At 43.3% G+C, this 20,796-nt stretch carries 12 protein-coding genes, 2 tRNA genes and 2 rRNA genes; 4 read left to right on the forward strand and 12 right to left on the reverse strand.

What is annotated here, in order from left to right:
- Window positions 1–44: 44 nt before the first annotated feature.
- The 9 genes from GKD17_RS12735 to GKD17_RS12775 all read right to left on the reverse strand — a co-directional run bounded on the left by GKD17_RS12735 (window position 45) and on the right by GKD17_RS12775 (window position 13,691).
- Window positions 45–2,933: ribosomal RNA gene (locus tag GKD17_RS12735) — 23S ribosomal RNA — on the reverse strand.
- 129 nt (window positions 2,934–3,062) lie between these two features.
- Window positions 3,063–3,136 (reverse strand) — tRNA-Ala (locus tag GKD17_RS12740).
- 15 nt (window positions 3,137–3,151) lie between these two features.
- A tRNA-Ile gene (locus GKD17_RS12745) sits at window positions 3,152–3,225 on the reverse strand.
- A gap of 131 nt (window positions 3,226–3,356) precedes the next feature.
- Window positions 3,357–4,888: ribosomal RNA gene (locus GKD17_RS12750) — 16S ribosomal RNA — on the reverse strand.
- Together the 16S and 23S rRNA genes with 2 tRNA genes alongside form the textbook arrangement of a ribosomal RNA operon.
- Before the next feature lie 1,688 nt (window positions 4,889–6,576).
- Complete coding sequence (locus tag GKD17_RS12755) at window positions 6,577–7,767, reverse strand: ABC transporter permease (protein WP_007833647.1); 1,191 nt, start codon at window positions 7,765–7,767, stop codon at window positions 6,577–6,579.
- A complete protein-coding gene (locus GKD17_RS12760; RefSeq protein WP_007833646.1) occupies window positions 7,751–8,923 on the reverse strand; it encodes an ABC transporter permease in 1,173 nt (390 codons plus the stop codon). Before GKD17_RS12760 ends, GKD17_RS12755 begins: the two co-directional genes overlap by 17 nt.
- Before the next feature lie 60 nt (window positions 8,924–8,983).
- The gene (locus GKD17_RS12765) at window positions 8,984–9,979 is read right to left on the reverse strand and encodes an HlyD family secretion protein (protein ID WP_007833645.1); all 996 of its coding nucleotides are present in this window, start codon (window positions 9,977–9,979) and stop codon (window positions 8,984–8,986) included.
- A 17-nt stretch (window positions 9,980–9,996) separates the two neighbouring features.
- Window positions 9,997–11,430: a TolC family protein gene (locus GKD17_RS12770; protein ID WP_007833644.1), complete on the reverse strand. Its 1,434-nt coding sequence runs from the start codon at window positions 11,428–11,430 to the stop codon at window positions 9,997–9,999.
- Between the two features lie 62 nt (window positions 11,431–11,492).
- Window positions 11,493–13,691: a DUF5686 family protein gene (locus tag GKD17_RS12775; RefSeq protein WP_007833643.1), complete on the reverse strand. Its 2,199-nt coding sequence runs from the start codon at window positions 13,689–13,691 to the stop codon at window positions 11,493–11,495.
- A gap of 175 nt (window positions 13,692–13,866) precedes the next feature.
- Here GKD17_RS12775 and GKD17_RS12780 point away from each other — a divergent pair, with 175 nt between their 5' ends.
- Window positions 13,867–16,056, forward strand: coding sequence for a glutamine synthetase III family protein (locus tag GKD17_RS12780; RefSeq protein ID WP_007833642.1), 2,190 nt, complete (start codon window positions 13,867–13,869; stop codon window positions 16,054–16,056).
- Between the two features lie 105 nt (window positions 16,057–16,161).
- Here GKD17_RS12780 and GKD17_RS12785 read toward each other — a convergent pair whose 3' ends face one another.
- On the reverse strand, window positions 16,162–17,028 hold the full coding sequence (locus GKD17_RS12785; protein ID WP_007854809.1) for a hypothetical protein: 867 nt from the start codon (window positions 17,026–17,028) through the stop codon (window positions 16,162–16,164).
- 275 nt (window positions 17,029–17,303) lie between these two features.
- On the opposite strand from GKD17_RS12785, the gene GKD17_RS12790 reads away from it, so the two are divergent.
- From GKD17_RS12790 to GKD17_RS12800, 3 genes are all read left to right on the forward strand, one after another.
- Entirely contained in the window at window positions 17,304–18,005 is a 702-nt protein-coding gene (locus GKD17_RS12790) for a Crp/Fnr family transcriptional regulator (protein ID WP_005839272.1), read from the forward strand.
- Window positions 18,006–18,136: 131 nt separating this feature from the next.
- Window positions 18,137–18,289, forward strand: coding sequence for a hypothetical protein (locus tag GKD17_RS12795; RefSeq protein ID WP_007833640.1), 153 nt, complete (start codon window positions 18,137–18,139; stop codon window positions 18,287–18,289).
- A 32-nt stretch (window positions 18,290–18,321) separates the two neighbouring features.
- Entirely contained in the window at window positions 18,322–18,834 is a 513-nt protein-coding gene (locus GKD17_RS12800; RefSeq protein ID WP_005839275.1) for a ferritin-like domain-containing protein, read from the forward strand.
- A gap of 162 nt (window positions 18,835–18,996) precedes the next feature.
- Here the strand turns inward: GKD17_RS12800 and kdsA are convergent, their stop codons facing one another.
- Complete coding sequence (gene kdsA, locus GKD17_RS12805; RefSeq protein WP_007833638.1) at window positions 18,997–19,794, reverse strand: 3-deoxy-8-phosphooctulonate synthase; 798 nt, start codon at window positions 19,792–19,794, stop codon at window positions 18,997–18,999.
- A gap of 72 nt (window positions 19,795–19,866) precedes the next feature.
- Window positions 19,867–20,796, reverse strand: a complete 930-nt coding sequence (locus tag GKD17_RS12810; protein ID WP_007833636.1) for a diacylglycerol/lipid kinase family protein — start codon at window positions 20,794–20,796, stop codon at window positions 19,867–19,869.

Genomic DNA, 20,796 nt, shown 5'->3' on the forward strand with positions numbered 1-20,796 from the left:
TCTTATCCTGTAGTAATAACCGAACGTATACACCATCCTAAATATAAGGAAAGTGGACGGGCAATTAGTAATGCTCGGCTTTGGTATCTCTACCTTTACACCTGCATCCTATCAACGTCGTAGTCTACAACGACCCTCAGAAATCTAATCTTGTGGCCGGCTTCGTACTTAGATGCTTTCAGCACTTATCCGATCCAGACTTAGATACCCGGCAATGCACCTGGCGGCACAACCGGTAAACCAGAGGTCTGTCCAACACGGTCCTCTCGTACTAGTGTCAGAGCCACGCAAATTTCATACGCCCACGATAGATAGAGACCGAACTGTCTCACGACGTTCTGAACCCAGCTCGCGTGCCACTTTAATGGGCGAACAGCCCAACCCTTGGGACCTTCTCCAGCCCCAGGATGTGACGAGCCGACATCGAGGTGCCAAACCACTCCGTCGATATGAGCTCTTGGGAGGGATCAGCCTGTTATCCCCGGAGTACCTTTTATCCTTTGAGCGATGTCCCTTCCATACGGAAACACCGGATCACTATGCTCTAGTTTCCTACCTGATCGACTTGTCAGTCTCCCAGTCAAGCGCCCTTATGCCATTACACTCTAACGGCGGTTACCAATCGCCGTGAGGGCACCTTTAGAAGCCTCCGTTACGCTTTTGGAGGCGACCACCCCAGTCAAACTACCCACCAATCAGTGTCCCCATATACACGGGTTAGAATCCAAACAAATGAAGGGTCGTATTTCAACAGCGGCTCCAAGGATACTGGCGTACCCCCTTCAAAGCCTCCGACCTATCCTACACATCACGTGCCCAGATTCAATGATAAGCTATAGTAAAGGTTCACGGGGTCTTTTCGTCCCATCGCGGGTAATCGGCATCTTCACCGATACTACAATTTCACTGAGCTCACGGTTGAGACAGCGTCCAGATCATTACACCATTCGTGCAGGTCGGAACTTACCCGACAAGGAATTTCGCTACCTTAGGACCGTTATAGTTACGGCCGCCGTTTACTGGGGCTTCAATTCAACGCTTCTCTCAACGATGACGTCTCCTCTTAACCTTCCAGCACCGGGCAGGTGTCAGGCTGTATACAGGATCTTTCGATTTAGCACAGCCCTGTGTTTTTGTTAAACAGTTGCCTGGACCTATTCTCTGCGCCCTCCCGTCACCGGGTAGGGACCCTTTATCCCGAAGTTACAGGGTCAGTTTGCCTAGTTCCTTAACCGTGAATCACTCAAGCGCCTTAGAATATTCATCCCGACTACGTGTGTCCGTTTACGGTACGGGTACCTACAGGATTTAGTTTAGCGGATTTTCTTGGCAGCATGATTACATGCACTATTGCCTTGTCCCGAGGGACGCGGCATACTATCAGGTTCGATTCTCATGGTGGATTTGCCTGCCAAGATCAACATCTACACCCTTCAACCATCTATTCCGTCAGATGGCGGCATTGTCACTACTGCGTCTCCACATCACTCCTGGAGGTAGTAACGGAATATTAACCGTTTCTGCCATCGGCATCGCCCTTCGGCTGAGCCTTAGGACCCGACTTACCCTGATCCGATTAGCGTTGATCAGGAAACCTTAGTCTTTCGGCGAGGGGGTTTCCCGCCCCCTTTATCGTTACTTATACCTACATTTGCTTTTCCAGACGCTCCAGAATACCTCGCGGTACGCCTTCGACGCTGACTGGAATGCTCCCCTACCGATCATTTCAATGATCCCACTGCTTCGGTAGACAACTTAATACCCGATTATTATCCACGCCAGACTCCTCGACTAGTGAGCTGTTACGCACTCTTTAAATGAATGGCTGCTTCCAAGCCAACATCCTAGCTGTCTTAGCAGTCAGACTTCGTTAGTTTAACTTAGCTGTCATTTCGGGACCTTAGCAGGTGGTCCGGATTCTTCTCCTCTCGGGCACGGACCTTAGCACCCATGCCCTCACTCCTGAGGTAAAACTGATGCGCATTCGGAGTTTGTCAAGACTTGATAGGCGGTGAAGCCCTCGCATCTTATCAGTCGCTCTACCTCACATCAGTAACCCACAAGGCTGCACCTAAATGCATTTCGGGGAGTACGAGCTATCTCCAAGTTTGATTAGCCTTTCACCCCTACCCTCAGCTCATCCAGAAGCTTTTCAACGCTTATTGGTGCGGTCCTCCAGCTGGTGTTACCCAGCCTTCAACCTGGCCAAGGGTAGATCACTTGGTTTCGCGTCTGCCACTGCCGACTATACGCCCTCTTCAGACTCGCTTTCGCTTCGGATACGTGTGTCGTCACACTTAACCTTGCCGGCAAAGGCAACTCGTAGGTTCATTATGCAAAAGGCACGCCGTCACTGCTTTAAGCAGCTCCGACCGCTTGTAGGCGCACGGTTTCAGGAACTATTTCACTCTTCTGTTCGAAGTGCTTTTCACCTTTCCCTCACGGTACTGGTTCGCTATCGGTCTCTCGGGAGTATTTAGCCTTACCGGATGGTCCCGGCAGATTCACGCAGAATTCCTCGTGCTCCGCGCTACTCAGGATACTACTATGCTTCGACAACATACGAATACGCAACTGTCATGCTCTATGGTCTTTCTTTCCAGAAAGTTCTTCTCCGATGTCTTCATGCAACGACGTAGTCCTACAACCCCGATCATGCCGTAACATGAACGGTTTGGGCTATTCCCCGTTCGCTCGCCACTACTGGGGGAATCATTGTTATTTTCTTTTCCTGCAGGTACTAAGATGTTTCAGTTCCCTGCGTTAGCTCCTGAAATGATCAGGTGGCGTGTCTTCAACACGCCGGGTTGTCCCATTCGGAAATCCCCGGATCAAAGGTTATTTGCACCTCCCCGGAGCTTATCGCAGCTTATCACGTCCTTCATCGCCTCCGAGAGCCAAGGCATCCGCCATGCGCCCTTCTTTACTTTCCTTATTCATTCGCCCACACTTGCGTGCCAGCGGGATGATATATACTTTCAGCTCTTTACTACTAAAATTACTGTTTGCTTGTACAATATGTCATAGATCGGTCATCTTCGTATCTTACGTCTCTGATGGAGTGGAGAATAACGGATTCGAACCGTTGACCCTCTGCGTGCAAGGCAGATGCTCTAGCCAGCTGAGCTAATCCCCCGAATCTCAAGATTCGTAGTCCCAGGCAGAGTTGAACTGCCGACCTCTACATTATCAGTGTAGCGCTCTAACCAACTGAGCTATAGGACTAAGTTCAACCTAGTCTGTTTCATTAGACCCGGCTTCTTACTTTCTCTCTTCCGTCTTAATACGGAATCATATCTTGAATAAACAACAACAGCAGTACAAAAACAAAAACCTTTACTTTGGATCCTCTCCAGAAAGGAGGTGTTCCAGCCGCACCTTCCGGTACGGCTACCTTGTTACGACTTAGCCCCAGTCACCAGTTTTACCCTAGGGCGATCCTCGCGGTTACGCACTTCAGGTACCCCCGGCTCCCATGGCTTGACGGGCGGTGTGTACAAGGCCCGGGAACGTATTCACCGCGCCGTGGCTGATGCGCGATTACTAGCGAATCCAGCTTCGTGGAGTCGGGTTGCAGACTCCAGTCCGAACTGAGAGGGGTTTTAGGGATTGGCATCCACTCGCGTGGTAGCGGCCCTCTGTACCCCCCATTGTAACACGTGTGTAGCCCCGGACGTAAGGGCCGTGCTGATTTGACGTCATCCCCACCTTCCTCACATCTTACGATGGCAGTCTTGTCAGAGTCCTCAGCATCACCTGTTAGTAACTGACAACAAGGGTTGCGCTCGTTATGGCACTTAAGCCGACACCTCACGGCACGAGCTGACGACAACCATGCAGCACCTTCACACTCGCTATTGCTAGCTGAACCGTTTCCGGATCATTCGAGTGCAATTTAAGCCCGGGTAAGGTTCCTCGCGTATCATCGAATTAAACCACATGTTCCTCCGCTTGTGCGGGCCCCCGTCAATTCCTTTGAGTTTCACCGTTGCCGGCGTACTCCCCAGGTGGAATACTTAACGCTTTCGCTTGGCCGCTTGCCGTATATCGCAAACAGCGAGTATTCATCGTTTACCGTGTGGACTACCAGGGTATCTAATCCTGTTTGATACCCACACTTTCGAGCCTCAATGTCAGTTGCAGCTTAGCAGGCTGCCTTCGCAATCGGAGTTCTTCGTGATATCTAAGCATTTCACCGCTACACCACGAATTCCGCCTGCCTCAACTGCACTCAAGACATCCAGTATCAACTGCAATTTTACGGTTGAGCCGCAAACTTTCACAACTGACTTAAACATCCATCTACGCTCCCTTTAAACCCAATAAATCCGGATAACGCTCGGATCCTCCGTATTACCGCGGCTGCTGGCACGGAGTTAGCCGATCCTTATTCATAAAGTACATGCAAACGGGTATGCATACCCGACTTTATTCCTTTATAAAAGAAGTTTACAACCCATAGGGCAGTCATCCTTCACGCTACTTGGCTGGTTCAGGCCATCGCCCATTGACCAATATTCCTCACTGCTGCCTCCCGTAGGAGTTTGGACCGTGTCTCAGTTCCAATGTGGGGGACCTTCCTCTCAGAACCCCTATCCATCGTTGACTAGGTGGGCCGTTACCCCGCCTACTATCTAATGGAACGCATCCCCATCGTCTACCGGAAAATACCTTTAATCATGCGGACATGTGAACTCATGATCCCATCCTGGATTAATCTTCCTTTCAGAAGGCTGGCCAAGAGTAGACGGCAGGTTGGATACGTGTTACTCACCCGTGCGCCGGTCGCCATCAGCCTTAGCAAGCTAAGACCATGCTGCCCCTCGACTTGCATGTGTTAAGCCTGTAGCTAGCGTTCATCCTGAGCCAGGATCAAACTCTTCATTGTAAAAATATTCTTTCAACACTTAAGTTGACTTTACGCTCAAGGACTCCAAATCTATCAATACAATAAAAATATTGACGGTTCTTGTTTTTCCGTACACCATATATATACGGTGCACCGGCTTGTACTACTTGTTTGTTTATCTTAAATCTTTCAAAGAACTCTTATTCTTGTTTGCCATCGTTTCCGAAAGCGGATGCAAAGGTAAGAGATTTTATCGTAACCACCAAATGTTTTCGAAAGTTTTTTTGAAAAAGTTTTTTTCGAAACTTCCATAAAAGGCGGACCACCCATCCTCCCGAGGTCTTATCCGTTCTCGCTCCCTTAGCCCCGCTAAGGTAAGATACCAGGTGCAGATCACTATCAAGGAAAATCTCCCACGTTTGTTTCACCAAGTCAGTAACACTGTCTGAAGTGCCGCATCTCTCTCGATTGCGGGTGCAAAAGTAGACCTTTTAACGCTAACAGGCAAACTTTCACAAGACAAATTATCCGGATTCCCTGAAACTTTTTTGTAATACGCTGAATCACAGATGTGTTACAAAGAAGGTTTTTATAACGGAGGACACGGGAGGAAAAAGACAGACACATTATAATATTCGCACGCGCGTAAACAAAAACGGAAAAAGAAAAAACGAATACGCAAACAAAAGCCGGAAAAAACGGAAAAAGAAAAAAACGGAAGGCAAACTTGCAAACTTGCAAAACTTGCAGCACTTCCACACCCACACACGTGCGCGTACATTATAATATGAAAAAATAATAAAGCATAAAAAAGAGAGTGGAAGACAGACGGACGATACCGGAGAGAACTACAACGGAGGAAAGGATAACAGAATGCAAAAGGCGGAAAGGGAGATACGTGACAAGACTTCCGGTGGAAAAGAGCAGGAAAGCCTGACAAGGAGAAAATAAGAAAGCGGAAGACAAGGACTAGAACAAAACAGACACTGACCGTAAAGGACCGACTCCCTGAATCTGCGACAACCACACACTTTAACCTTACCAATACAATTCACATAATTCTGCGGAAGACACGTATCCTGCATGCGAAAAACCTCCTACCTACTTTAAACAAGGTACGTTACTAACATACAGGCCTCTATGTTAGTAACGTACAAGGTCACACATTACTAACCTTACGGAACACACAAACTATACAAAAGCACATAGCATCCCGTCCAATGCCCAGACACTCCGTCAGAAAAGCTGCCGGCTGCTGTTCACCTACCGCTCATTGGTTACCATAACCTCCAGAAAGATTTTCTTCATCCCCCCATTACAAAAAACAGGATAGAACCATACCATTCACTACCTAGAACTAGGAAAAAAGATGGAAGCCAACACACCACTTCATCTCTTCCTCCACTCTACCCTTCACACTCTCATCGGATTGTCCGTCATTACTTTACCAGGATATAATAATCCATCGCTATTATGATGTACGCATACGCGTAATCGCGCGCGCTCGTGTGTGTGTGTGGAAAGACTGCAAGTTGTGCAAGTTTGCAAGTTTCCCCCTTGCATCATCTCATAAAAGGAGCTGAAAAAGCAAAAGAAACAACAAGAGAATAATCACCAAGAATTAAAATATCAACAACCTTCAGGCTCCTCGCTCCAGTTCCAAACAGATCTTATAAAAAATAAAGAATCAGCAAAACGAATTACATAAAAAACAATCACACATAAAATTATTGTCTTTCACACTTTGCTTTCTTTATATTGTAGCGATAGGCTCGACAAGCCAAAACAAAGTATATCGCACATTGTATCCATAGGATAATATATTGCTGACTGATTTCAGACATACTAGCTCCCATAGAATTTATCTTAACAAAGGCCAAAGTTCCGGGAGCCGCAGGAACCATATAATGAATCCATTGCCAATACCAAGGCATTAACTCCAGCGGATAAGAAACTCCGGACAGGAAAATCAATCCTACAGAGAAGAAAGCTACCAACAACAATGGAGCATCACTATCACTGAAAAATAACGAACAGGCCAATCCAAAGAAACTGGTAGCAAGAATATAAGGTATCATAAGTGCCACAATTTTCCACGGATATGCTAAATGAGGCAATTGGAAAACTAAAGGAAGAAGCCCCAACAAAAAGATAGAGAATAAAGCATAAAAGGCTAAATAAGTAAATGATTTTCCTATCACTACGGATGCCATACGTAAAAAAGAAAGATCCCTTCCTTCAGGGCCTGCAAACATCAGTATATCTCCAGTTTCACGCTCTTTCCCACTCAACATACTGATAACAAATATCAACGTCTGAAAAATAACAACCATCAAAACGGCAGGTATCAAATAAGTACCATAACCATCGGTATAATTATACAGGGCGGTACCCACCACATCGACAGACTTTGTTTGAACCACAGACTGTATATCATCCTGAGGTAGAAAAACCACTTGCTCGGGTCGAACATCATCATTCACAGCAAGCATGGCTCCAGCAGACGCCTCCTGCATGGAAGCAAAATAAAGAAAAGCCGTAGTGGTGCTGTACATAATATATATCGCTTCTTCACCACGCCCCACACGAGCGTCAAAATCCGAGGGAATGTAAACAATGCCCACCACTTCATCACATTTCATCAATTCCTTAGCAGCAGGCAAATCAGCATTGTTTGTCAATACCCGTGCCTGCGGAGTGGCATCCAGCAAACGGATGTAACTGCGGCTTAACGGAGTGCGACTCATATCCACTACTGCCACCGGAGCATTGCGTACCACATTGGGAGCATACATATAGTTATAAAGTAATCCATACACAAAGATGCCACCGCTGAGTACCAATAAAATGGAATAGCGGGTACATATTACACGAAACTCGTGCCAAGATACAGCTAATATATTATTCAATATCGTCATATTTCCGACTGATTAAAGAGCGTTTCAAATGAGGTAACAACAATAAAGGGGGAATAAGAAACAACAGCAGACAGGCTGCATTACCCCACATATACGCATAACCATAGTTGCCATAAAGAAGATTCTGTCCAATCTCGACAAAATGACGGACAGGAAAAAGATAAGAGGCATAGTACACCGGTGCAAACATGTGAGGCACCGGAAATGTAACCCCGCCAAGGGTAGCGCCTAACGACCCTACCATGGAAACTATACTGATAATAATACTCAACGCAGGAAAAAGAGAGAACAGAAAAACCGCCAGTGCCTGCGTAGCAATGACCAATAGTGCCGAAGTAAAATTCAACGCCCAAAAACCACAATCCATCGGTATATGCATAACACCAAAAAAGACATAGTTTGCCAGAATACTCATAACGATAAAGATAAAACTATATGGAAGCAACTTGGCAGTAACCGCCACCCAAATATTCCCATCTGCCACCGCAAGCCAGTTGGCTGAAGTATGGAATTTCCCTTCACTGCCAATGGAATATGTGGTGACCAACAACAAGATAACTTGCAGAAAAACGAAAAAGAATGGCTGTGTAAGATAAACCGAATAATCCATATCAGGATTAAATAACGGATGATTCTGTGTGGTAACCGGTAACAGAAAAGATTCTATCTCTTCCTGATTTATACCCAGTGCCACAGCATGAGTGACAATGGGAACTACCGAAATGCTTTTCAACAAACTTTGAAATGCTCCGTGAATCTCACTTCCCACACTCATCAATGCATAATGGTAATAATAAGTCAGAGCTGTTTCCTTACCATCCATCACCTTTGCTTCAAAACCAGACGGAATACTGAGGTATCCATAAATACTTTTCCGCTGCACATCTGCCCTGGCCTCCACTTCATCAGCATAATGCCGAGTAATGCGGAAAGTAGGAACAGCCTCGGTCATACGAATTATCTCACGAGAAGTGGCTGTATTATCACCATCCACAATACCCACAGGCAGATTCTCCATCTGTCCGTTACCAAAAATTGTAGCCATAAAGAAGATAGAGAACAAAGGCAAGACGATACACGACGCAAAATAAATGCGCCGGGAAACCATACGGTCCAGTTCACGTTTCAATACCGCTATAAAAGGAGATTCTTTCATTCAAGTAGTTCATTTATATTTACCATTCACTGCAATCAGAATAACACAGCTATCCTTCTATCATTTCAATTCATCCAAATTTACCAAGACGGACATACCCGGTCTTAACCCCTCCATCGGCTCTACAGGCAGCGCATGAATTTCAAAAGTTTTCATATCGTACGTCCCCGTCTGCTTGGTAGATCGCCAAGTAGCAAAACTCCCCAACGGGCTGATGTAATTGATTTTAAATACCTTGTTTTTTACATCAAGAGCCGGAATATCTCCCATGAAATTCTTGTTCATACGGAAATAAGGCATATAGTCCTCACGGACATTAAGCACTACATGGCAATCATCTAATACTACCAAGCTCATAATGGGAGTCCCCGCTCCTACCAGTTCTCCACGCTTGGGGTAGATGGTTGATATCTGTCCGTTTTCGGGAGCTGTGAGGCGGGCATCCATCAACAAGGCCTGAACCTCATTCACAGTGCCCCGAGCCGCATCCACCAAGGAGCGGGCACTCTCTTTATCCTCTTTCTGCGCTCCGTCCTTCACTAATAAAAATTGTTGATGCGCTGCCCGTTCGGCGGCAACAGCAGCTTTATACATGGCTTCCACTTCATCTTTCCGCTGACTGGTGACCACGCTATCTTTGTAAAGCGCCTGAATACGGCCATACGTCACCTTGGCCAGTTGCAAGTCACTCTTTGACTTGTTCCACAATTCTTCTACCGAACGGACTATTTGCCGACGTGTACCGTCGTCAATTTTCTTATTCTGAAATTTCGCAATATCTTCCAAGGCATTTACCTGCTGGAACTTCGCCCAAGCCTCAGGACTGTTAATCACAACCAAGGTGTCGCCCATCTTTACATACTGTCCCTCCCGGACCAAAAAGGTATCAATTCGACCGGGAAGTTTTCCAGAAATCCGTATTTCAGTAGCTTCTATCTGCCCTTGCAATACAACCGGTTTATCGCTCATAGCTATAATCCCAATGGCAGACACCATAACAATGGCCACAAGAACAACGATAAAAGCGACTCCTAACTGTTTCTTCTCTTTTTCCATATTGTTTTCTTTTTTTATTATTTTCCGAATATAAAGTTCTCAGTTTGTCCGGTACGGCTATACTGCCAAAAGCTTTCGGGCATTCCGCAAGTAGAGAGCAGAGATGCCAGTGCCACATCATATTTATAATAAGCCAGCAAAAAAGCAATCTGCACCTTGGACAACATGGTTTCTGCATCAATCACATCAGTAGAGGTAGCCATTCCTTCCTGAAAGGACTTTTTACGGATACGTACCAGTTCACGACTCATCTCAATCGTGGTATTGAGTGCGGCGACATCATCCTTTGCATTCTGAATTTCGCTATATAACTTGTCTACCAGAACTCCCAATTCATTCTGAACCTTTTCCCGTCCCAGTTGCAAAGTTTGTTTAGTAAGACGCGCCTGACGGATATTGGCTTCACGGTTCAGCCCGTCGAATATATTCCAAGTAAAGCCCACCCCTATCAAAGTACGGGGCATCAAGTTTTTCGGAAGATTGTCTGCATAAAGTGTCTGCTTTCCAAACAATGCAATGGTAGGGATGTATGCACTTTTACTGATTTTCAATTGATTATCTGCCATCACCTCCTGTATTCGCAATTTACTTACTATATAGTTGCCGGTACTGACCAGATTCTTGAAATAAAGTTCATCGGGCAGATCATGGTTCATAAACAAAGGAGAACTGGGATTAATGGATGTAGCGTCTTCCACATTCAACAAAACTTTCAAGGCATTTTGCGCTACATTTAAATCTTTCCGAGCAGATTCCAACTCACGTCTGGCTTCATCCATAGTGACCTGGGCAAAGAGGCGTTCGGCCTTATTTATCATACCGTTCTTCTCCAGTTTCATAGCATTACGGTAATGTTTCTGTAAGCCTAGAAAGGTTTGCTCGCGTACATCCACCACTCTTTGCGCCAGACGCAAAGCATAATAAGTTTCCACCAGCTCCGATTGCAAAGTAGCTCCCGCCTCTTCCCTACCTGCTTTGGCCAAATCTACCATACGGTTACCAATACGGGTCGCAAAGATTCGTTTTCCGCCTGTAAAAAGCGGCCACATCACATTAGCATCTATGGTTGTCAGGTTACGTTCTAACAAAGGAAAAGTAAGGGTATGCGCACCTATATTATCAAGAATAGAAGAAATAAATTTATCATCGGGCACAATGGAATGTACAAAGTCTTTTGCCGGATCGGTAAATTGCTTTAAAGGTTCCTTGACCTCAATATTGTTGGACAAATGGACGTATGCCCCCGATGCATTCAAAGACGGATACCAAAAAGCATTCATCTTTTGTCGCTCACTGCGTGCTATCTCTATAGCCTTATCCGCCATTTGCAACGTGTGGCTGCCCTTGTTCATCAGGCTGGCAGATTGTTCCAATGTTAAAGATAATTCCCCGTTTTGAGCTGATAATGAAACCGGGAACAAAAGGACACATAAAAATATTTTATAATGCATACACTGTTTAGTTTCTGTTATGTTGTAATAAACAGAAAACCAAACAGATTGTTTGAACAGGATTATTTATTAAATAACTCGAAAGTGAATTTAAAACCAAAGGTATCAAATTGCCCGTTGATAGTGCTTACAAAAGCCCCCACATCAAATATATGTGTACCGATGCCATAACCCAACTCGATATATGGATTAAGATGTGGCATGAACAGGATACCACCATACAAGCGCTCCTGCTGGACTAACCCCAGCCAACGGTTTAAGGGTTTCAAGAGAATAAAGGGAGACTCATAAGTGAAATTCCCCCGCCAGTACTGACGTGAGGAGTTATACCAACGTCCGTCCAACAATTGGAAAGTGCCACCAATATCATCATTCCATCCTTCGGGAAGATTACGACGGGCAAAGTTGGCAAAATCCACGAAATACATATCTTCCTGCTTGGTAAACATCCCCCCCCCAATGCGATAACCGATACTTCGGATTCCGCTTAGCTTCAAGTTTTGCTGTATATCAAACTCCCAACGTTCATGAGCACCCGTACTCTTGAATACACCTTTAATACCCCGTTCATAATCCAGCATAAAAGTAGGCATACTGGAACCTACATTCATCTTCCGGCGACCGTTCATGTAATAATACATACCAGGAGTCCATTCAATACGTATACGAGGTGCAAAACTATTGTATTCTGATCTGATACCTCGCAATGCCGCCCAATCCTTATCAGGCAACGGCTTTTCAAGAATGACTTTCGAATTATTTATCAGATACCTCCAATGTACGGAAACACCTGCTTTAACAAACAAGCCATTCACTATTTCTATATTATGGAACAGATTGAGATACACATCCTTAAAATAATCCAACTCCAATTGGTCAAAATTAAAGGTACTATCGGGCAATTGCTTTAGCTGATCCAATACGACACTACTATATATGCGGTTACCGTTACCTACACTAACCTCAAAACTAGCCTGCTTTTCCGGCCAATATTGCCAATCGGCATCCGCTTTCACATAAAGTTCCTTATGTGTAAAATTATAACCTATCTGCGGACTGATTCTAAGTACACGCCCATCATGAAAAAGCCGACTGTATTTAAACTTCTGCTTATATGAAAAACCCCTGCTGTGACTATAATCCAACAACACCGGATTAATAAGTGGAGAACAACGCACACTCCCCATGCTGGACAAATTCACATTGTAACTACTGATAAGCATATCACCCAACTCTCCCCAAAACTCCAAATGTTCATTCTTCTTCTTTTTCGGTACGCGTAAAAGCGTATCTTGACGTAAAGCATAACTTCTGTACAAAGAATCTTCCAAAGCGGATAACGGAATGGGACGCAGTTCATTGAACTTTTCCTTATCTGTTATCAGCTGTTCCGAATCACAAGTCAGCTTGTAGGATTCCGTCAGATCATGGTGATGCTTCTTTTGAGATTTACGCCGGGCGGCTCCTTCATAAAATTTAATCTCATTGTACTTCAACCAGGCTCCTATATCCATTTCCAGATGGTTACCTAGAAACTTAAAAACAAGATTCAAATCAAACTGCACCGGCAGAAACTCCACATCGCCCTCCTCCCCCATCTTGACACGAACTTTGAAGCGGATCACATCATAAACGCCCTCAATATAAAGTTCACGAATAGTCCATATCTGATCACTAACCCACATATATCCACTGACCAATTGCGTACCACGGAATTTGGGAATAATGAGTATTTTATACCGCTGGCAGTCGGAAGAACCAGCTATAGAATCCAATAAATAATGATAATATCTGCTAGATTTCTTATCCAACGGAGAAAGAAGTTTATCGGACATCAATGAAGAAGAATAGATATTCATGTTCAAATAATCCATCACATCCGTTATCTGTCCCCTGTTACGTGGAAATGTAGTAGATACCGCCTTTATCTTACGGTCGTATATATCAGGGGCCGTATAATGCAACTCACTAAGAGACTCCATAAGATAATCATTGATGTGTTTTTCGAAACGGAACATGGACGGTACATAGCGGATAAGGTGATTGCGCTTATGTACCTTCACTTTTCCTTTTATATATAAATCAGCCTTATACTCATCAATGATACGGGAATAGAACGGCGAAAACTGGAAAATACACTGAAGAATGGAATCAGACACCACCGGCTTGTCGGGCATATCAACCTTTTCCCTCTTAGCCTGAACAGCTAAAGGTAACAAAAGACAAAATATAATCAGTCTGACAATCCGTATATAGTGCATCAATGTACTTTCTTTTCATCATTTGAAGAGCAAATATAAACAAAAACCAACAGGCTGATGCATGATAATACTTAATTAACATCCTTAACAGAAATGAAAAATGATTAGCGATATAGCGAATTATTAATCAAAAAGCAGTATTTTTGCAGCCAACAACCAGTAAAAGAAAGACAACATGTCCAAAATGAGATTTTTTGCTCTACAGGAGTTAGCCAACAGACGCCCCGTTAAAGTTGACTACCCCTCTGAAAAGTTAGCTGATTATTACGGTAACCACGTATTCGACCGTAAAAAAATGCAGGAATATCTGCCTAGTGAGGCTTATAAAGCAGTAATAAACGCAATTGAGAAAGGTACCCCTATCAATCGTGAAATGGCCGACATGATAGCCAATGGCATGAAGAATTGGGCAAAGACCTTCAATGTTACCCACTACACTCATTGGTTCCAGCCTCTGACTGACGGAACTGCCGAAAAGCACGACGGCTTTATTGAATTCGGTGATGACGGTAATGTTATAGAACGCTTCTCGGGCAAACTGCTTATCCAACAAGAACCGGATGCGTCCAGTTTTCCCAACGGCGGTATCCGGAACACATTTGAAGCCCGAGGCTATACGGCATGGGATGTTTCTTCTCCGGCTTTCATTGTAGACAGCACACTTTGTATTCCTACTATCTTCATCTCTTATACAGGCGAAGCACTCGACTATAAAACTCCTTTATTGAAGGCATTAGGTGCTGTAGACAAAGCAGCAACTGAAGTTTGCAGAATGTTCGATCCAAACGTAAAACGCGTATTCGCCAATCTAGGTTGGGAACAAGAATACTTTTTAGTGGATACCGCACTATATAATGCACGTCCGGATCTTTGTCTGACCGGACGCACCTTAATGGGACACTCGTCTGCCAAGGACCAGCAGCTAGATGACCACTACTTCGGTTCCATCCCTCCACGTGTAACCAGCTTTATGAAAGAGTTGGAACTGGAATGTCACAAACTAGGAATTCCGGTAAAAACACGGCATAACGAAGTGGCTCCCAACCAATTTGAGCTAGCCCCTATTTTTGAAGATGTAAATCTGGCCAACGACCACAACCAGCTGGTAATGGACCTGATGAAGCGTATCGCTTCCAAACATAATTTTACTGTACTGCTCCACGAAAAACCATTCAAGGGAGTAAACGGATCGGGCAAACACAACAACTGGTCACTTTGTACAGACACAGGTATCAATTTGTTCTCTCCTGCCAAGACTGCGGAAGGAAATATGCTTTTCCTTACTTTCATAGTCAACGTACTGATGATGGTCTATAAAAACCAGGATTTACTACGTGCCTCTATTGTCAGTGCCGGAAACAGCCATCGCCTGGGAGCAAATGAAGCACCTCCCGCCATTCTGTCTATTTTCCTAGGACGTCATCTTTCCCATATGTTAGACGAAGTAGTGGCACGTCTGAATGACGCTGAACTGACCCCTGATGAAAAGAAAGCATTGCAATTGGGTATCGGGCGCATACCTGCCATATTGCAAGACAATACAGACCGTAACCGTACCTCTCCTTTTGCCTTCACCGGAAACCGTTTTGAATTCCGTGCCGCAGGTTCATCTGCTAACTGTGCCGCATCAATGATTGTTATCAATGCCGCTATGGCACACCAGTTGAATGAGTTCAAGACCCAGATAGATAAATTAGTAAACGGAGGGATGGAACAGGAAGAAGCTCTATACAAGGTATTAAAAGAAACCATTATCGCTTCACAAAACATCCGTTTTGAAGGTGACGGCTACTCGGAAGAATGGAAAGCAGAAGCCGCGCGACGCGGATTGACTAATATCTGCCATGTACCCGAAGCCATCCTGAAGTTCAACGATAAACAATCTCGTGCAGTACTGATAGGCGAAAAAATATTCAATGAAAATGAATTGTTTTGCCGTATAGAAGTGGAACTGGAAAAGTTTACTAAAAAGGTCCAGATTGAAAGCCGTGTACTAGGCGACCTGGCCATCAATCATATTGTTCCCACAGCTGTAATTTATCAGAACAGACTATTAGAAAATCTTCGTGGTCTAAAAGAGATATTCTCCACCGAAGAATATGAAAAACTGACCGAGGACCGGAAGAATTTGGTACGTGAAATTCAAAACCGCATACTTGCTATTAAAAAAGCTGTGCACAACATGACAGAAGCCCGAAAAGTAGCAAATCATTTGGGAAGCCAAGTAGAGAAAGCCTTCAGTTACGAGGAACAAGTGCGTCCATATTTGGAAGAAATCCGCGACCATATTGACCATTTGGAACTAGAAATAGACGATGAGATTTGGCCATTACCTAAATATCGTGAATTACTGTTCACCAAATAAAATTTCACACAAAAAAGAAAGGATAGGAGATAAAAACCTATCCTTTTGTTATTTTTTGAAGATAAATTAATAATGCGAATCAGTAGTTGATTTCTGATTCTTGTTTTAAAAAATTAGATAAATGAATGCGATGGCAATTTTTCCCATCGTATGTACTAAAAGTCCAGATGTTGATCTGACTTTCATCGCTCTTTGAATATTTGTTTTCTCATTCAGCCAGTTGAAAAACGCTTCTATAGGCTGTCTGACCTTTGAAACAGCAGTAGAGAACAGTTCTCTTCCAGCTTTCTCTCTTTGAGTAATAACTGGTTCCTCTCCTTTTATTGCTTTCACGGGAGTTAGCATAGTAGTTCCTTGTTCTTGTTGCTTATTGCCCCAGTAAGAAAAATCCGAGTATATCTTATCGGCAAAGATGTTTCTGTTTATAAGGCTATCAGCGGCTTCTCTTTTAAGAACTGTCAGGTCATTCTCTTCTGCCGATGATAAGAGAATCATTTCCGGGAATGGAATAGTTCCTTCCCTGCGGAAGGCTAAAGCATGGAGTTTGAGACCGAAGTAATACATGTTCTTTGTAGAACAGTATCCTTTGGTTGCAATTTCAGTAGCTACCTTTCCTGTTTTATTCTTTCCTGCACAGGTAATAATAGGCATAGAGTCAATAAGTGATGTCATAGAATCGCAATCCTCTGGTTTAAAGAATGTAATGAGATGCTTTACAAGTTCACTAATGGCCTCACTCATCAGGTTTAACCGATAGTTGAATGTCTGATAAGAAGGTAGGTTGGGGAACCATGAGAGCAAATATTCTTCAGTGAATGTATGTATCTCTTTGATTTGGAAGTATCGCTGATAGGCTCCGCAAAACAGATATACGGTAAGCAGTTCCTGGTCTGTAAAGATAGGAGTTGCATTATTACTGAATCTCTGGCAGTAAAACTTCAGTGAAGACTGGTAAATATCGCAGATGTACATATATATTTTTATAAGTTTTAGCTCTTTCTCCTTGGGAATCATAATTAGAATAATGAGTGGTTTTATTCTTCTAATATACTGATTTTCAAGGAGATTGAGAAATAAATAAACGAGATAATTAATTGAATAATAACATTTTAACTAACTGAATCAAGTAGGTATTTCAACTACTGATTCGCATTAATAATATATCTTTCTTTTTTCTTCTGATTACTTCGTCCTTTTATTTTTTCTTCTTATATTTGTGCTCTATAACACGGTTTTATAGCACGTTTATGGTTAGAAAAGAATTATCAGAAACTGAGATTGCTGAAAGTATACCAGACTTATGGCAACCTTTAACACAGGAACAAAGAGAGTTCTTGGCTCAGAACTTTACGATACAAAAGTATAAAAAGAATGAGACGATATACTGCGAAGGAGAAACTCCGATGCACCTTATGTGTCTTCTTAGTGGAAAAGTAAAAATCTACAAAGAAGGTGTGGGAGGACGTAGCCAGATTATCCGCGTATTAAAGACGAAAGAATATTTCGCATACCGAGCCTTTTTTGCCGAAGGGAACTTTGTGACAGCTGCTTCTGCTTTCGAACCTTGCACTATCTGCCTTATTCCCATGCCGGCCATTATGAAACTGATAAAAGACAACTCAGAATTAGCTTTGTTCTTTATCCGCCAACTTTCTATCGATTTGGGAATTTCTGATGAAAGAACCGTAAATCTTACACAAAAACATATTCGTGGGCGATTGGCAGAATCTCTGTTATTTTTGAAAGATACTTATGGAGTAGAAGAAGATGAATCTACACTAAGCATTTACCTTTCACGAGAAGATTTGGCAAACTTATCAAATATGACTACTTCGAACGCAATCCGTACGCTTTCTAACTTTGCAACTGAAAAACTAATTACCATCGACGGTAGAAAAATTAAAATCATTGATGAAGAGAAACTAAAAAAAATCAGCAAAATAGGATAAAATCTAATATCAATTCATACTTCACACACACAGGCGTCCGTTTTTCCATAACAGACGCCTGTTTTTTTCGCGACTTATAAAAACCTTTTTCTGCACCATCTGTTATTAGAGAAACTAAAAACCAAAAAACTATGAGTAAAGGTAAATTATGGGGAATCATCCTCCTTATTTTATTTGTGCTGGGATTCGGTATCTGGCTTTATACCAGTTCTGACGTAAAAAAAGATGTAGACCAGGAAGGCGTAGGCGTGTTAGACGACATGACTATACCCGCTGTGGACTAAATAATAATAAACACTAACTTAAACTTTACATTATGGCTAAAGAATCTGTGAATATCCTGAAGGATAAAATTGACATTGTGGACTTGTTGGCTCAGCTGAATGCAGCTCTGTCTGAAGAATGGTTGGCTTTCTACCAGTATTGGGTAGGTTCGTTCGTAGTAGAAGGCGCTATGCGCGGTGATGTACAACGCGAGTTTCAAGAACATGCAGCCGAGGAATATAACCATGCAAAATTATTGGCCGACCGTATCATTGAATTGGAAGGTGTACCCGTACTTGACCCTAAACAATGGTTTGATTTAGCTCGCTGCAAATATGATGCGCCCGTAGATTTCGGTTCGGAAATCTTGTTGAAACAAAATGTAGAATCCGAACGTTGTGCCATCTACCGTTATCAGCAAATTGCCGAATTCACAAACGGAATTGACTTCACCACTTGTGATATTGCCAAACATATTATGGCAGAAGAAGAGGACCATGAACAAGATTTGCAAGATTACTTAAATGATATAGCCCGCATGAAGGCTTATATTCTAAAAAAATAATCCACATCTGCTTCTATTCTTTCTTCTGTTTTAATGGAGAAAGAAAGGTAAGGCCGATTTCTACTGCAAGAACCGGCCTTATTTTATACTATTCATGCAAGTTGCCCCACAGTCCAAATAAAAATTAACCCATCTTACCTGTGAAGCCCCAACAAATAACATTTATAACACCTGACGGATTCTCACCAGTTTGGTCAATAACCCTTCCAATAAATCCAGTTTCAGCATATTCGCTCCGTCACTCTTAGCTACAGAAGGGTCTTCATGGGTTTCCATAAACAAACCGTCCACTCCTACCGCTATGCCAGCCTTGGCTACCGTTTCAATAAGCTGCGGCATACCACCTGTCACACCAGCAGTTTGATTAGGCTGTTGCAGAGAATGTGTCACATCCAGAATCACAGGAAAACCTAAAGTCTGCATTTCCGGAATACCCCGATAATCTACAATCAGATCCTGATACCCGAAAGTCGTTCCTCGTTCAGTCAGCATAACCTGATCATTACCCGCCTCCACCACTTTGTCAGCAGCAAAACGCATGGCACCAGGTGATAAAAATTGTCCTTTCTTGATGTTGACAATCTTTCCGGTATGGGCTGCCGCCACCAGCAAGTCAGTCTGGCGACAAAGAAAGGCAGGAATCTGCAACACATCCACATACTCAGCGGCCATAGCAGCTTCTCCAGCACTGTGAATATCGGTTACTATAGGAATATCAAAAGTTTCCCGTACTTTACGAAGTACTTTCAAAGCCTTTTCATCACCTATTCCTGTAAACGAATCCAAACGGGAACGGTTAGCCTTACGATAAGACCCTTTAAACACATAGGGAATACCCAGTTTATCTGTTATTTTCACAATACGATCTGCTATTCGGAGAGCCATTTCCTCTCCTTCGATCACACAAGGACCAGCCAATAAAAAGAAATTATCTGTCTTTCTTAAATCTGAAATTGTCATTATCTTACGTCTATTCGTTGAGATATCTACTCTGCTTTTACTCTTAAAACAAGAAATGGATATCTATATTTTTTAATTAGGGATAATCAAAGTTATAGCTTCAGGCTGGATCGTAATTTCCAAAGGGAAATGGCGGTCTAAAATACGCCCGTCCAAACTGACAGAAGCATTCTGCGCACGTAGTACTTTTACTTTCCGTGTACGATAGGGTTTCACCATTTTATGATTTAGAATACGTCCCTGTAACAGCATCCACATACCCGAGAAAAGTTGAATTAACTCCGGACGATAAATGACCGACACATCCAACCAGCCATTATAAGGAACTGCACTAGGTGTCAAACCGTATCCACGGGCACTTCCCACACATACCGTCATGATACGTCCACGAATATGTTCGCCGTTGATACAAAGATGCGTGCGGTACAATTTACGTTCAAACAGCAACAGGAACATGGAAGCGACAAAAGACAACTCACGTATTCCCCAAAAACGGCGGGTACCATCTGAGATCTGTACAATACGCGCACCTAAACCTATATATATGGCATTCAGGAAATAGCGGGAAGTATGTTTCTCTCCATCAAAATAATTACAACGCCCCACATCAATTTTCCTCAGACGACGATTTATAATCCAATCTACCGCCGCTTTATAATTATCCTCATCCAACCCCCAATATTTGGCAAAATCATTACCAATGCCATTAGGAATGATTCCGAAAGCGATATTTGTCTTATCCTCCACCATAGAAGTCATAATACCATTAATAGCATCATTGATCGCCCCGTCTCCACCTACAATCACAATAGTTCGATAACCATTATTAGCCAAGGTACGGGCGAGTCGTTCCACCGACCCAAAACCTTCGGACTGTACGTAGTCAAAAACCACCTTACGGTTTTCCATATAGCTACGTATCTCATTCCAACGCTTCTGAGTCTTACGGCTTCCGGCTTTCGGATTATAAATAATCCCCCATCTGTTTGGTTCTACAGCCAT

This window comes from Phocaeicola dorei (assembly GCF_013009555.1).
Taxonomy (GTDB): domain Bacteria; phylum Bacteroidota; class Bacteroidia; order Bacteroidales; family Bacteroidaceae; genus Phocaeicola; species Phocaeicola dorei.

Coding starts and splice junctions, on each gene's coding strand:
- GKD17_RS12755 (WP_007833647.1), bottom strand. CDS start 7,767: ATGACGATATTGAATAATATATTAGCTGTATCTTGGCACGAGTTTCGT.
- GKD17_RS12760 (WP_007833646.1), bottom strand. CDS start 8,923: ATGAAAGAATCTCCTTTTATAGCGGTATTGAAACGTGAACTGGACCGT.
- GKD17_RS12765 (WP_007833645.1), bottom strand. CDS start 9,979: ATGGAAAAAGAGAAGAAACAGTTAGGAGTCGCTTTTATCGTTGTTCTT.
- GKD17_RS12770 (WP_007833644.1), bottom strand. CDS start 11,430: ATGCATTATAAAATATTTTTATGTGTCCTTTTGTTCCCGGTTTCATTA.
- GKD17_RS12775 (WP_007833643.1), bottom strand. CDS start 13,691: ATGCACTATATACGGATTGTCAGACTGATTATATTTTGTCTTTTGTTA.
- GKD17_RS12780 (WP_007833642.1), top strand. CDS start 13,867: ATGTCCAAAATGAGATTTTTTGCTCTACAGGAGTTAGCCAACAGACGC.
- GKD17_RS12785 (WP_007854809.1), bottom strand. CDS start 17,028: ATGTACATCTGCGATATTTACCAGTCTTCACTGAAGTTTTACTGCCAG.
- GKD17_RS12790 (WP_005839272.1), top strand. CDS start 17,304: ATGGTTAGAAAAGAATTATCAGAAACTGAGATTGCTGAAAGTATACCA.
- GKD17_RS12795 (WP_007833640.1), top strand. CDS start 18,137: ATGAGTAAAGGTAAATTATGGGGAATCATCCTCCTTATTTTATTTGTG.
- GKD17_RS12800 (WP_005839275.1), top strand. CDS start 18,322: ATGGCTAAAGAATCTGTGAATATCCTGAAGGATAAAATTGACATTGTG.
- kdsA (WP_007833638.1), bottom strand. CDS start 19,794: ATGACAATTTCAGATTTAAGAAAGACAGATAATTTCTTTTTATTGGCT.
- GKD17_RS12810 (WP_007833636.1), bottom strand. CDS start 20,796: ATGGCTGTAGAACCAAACAGATGGGGGATTATTTATAATCCGAAAGCC.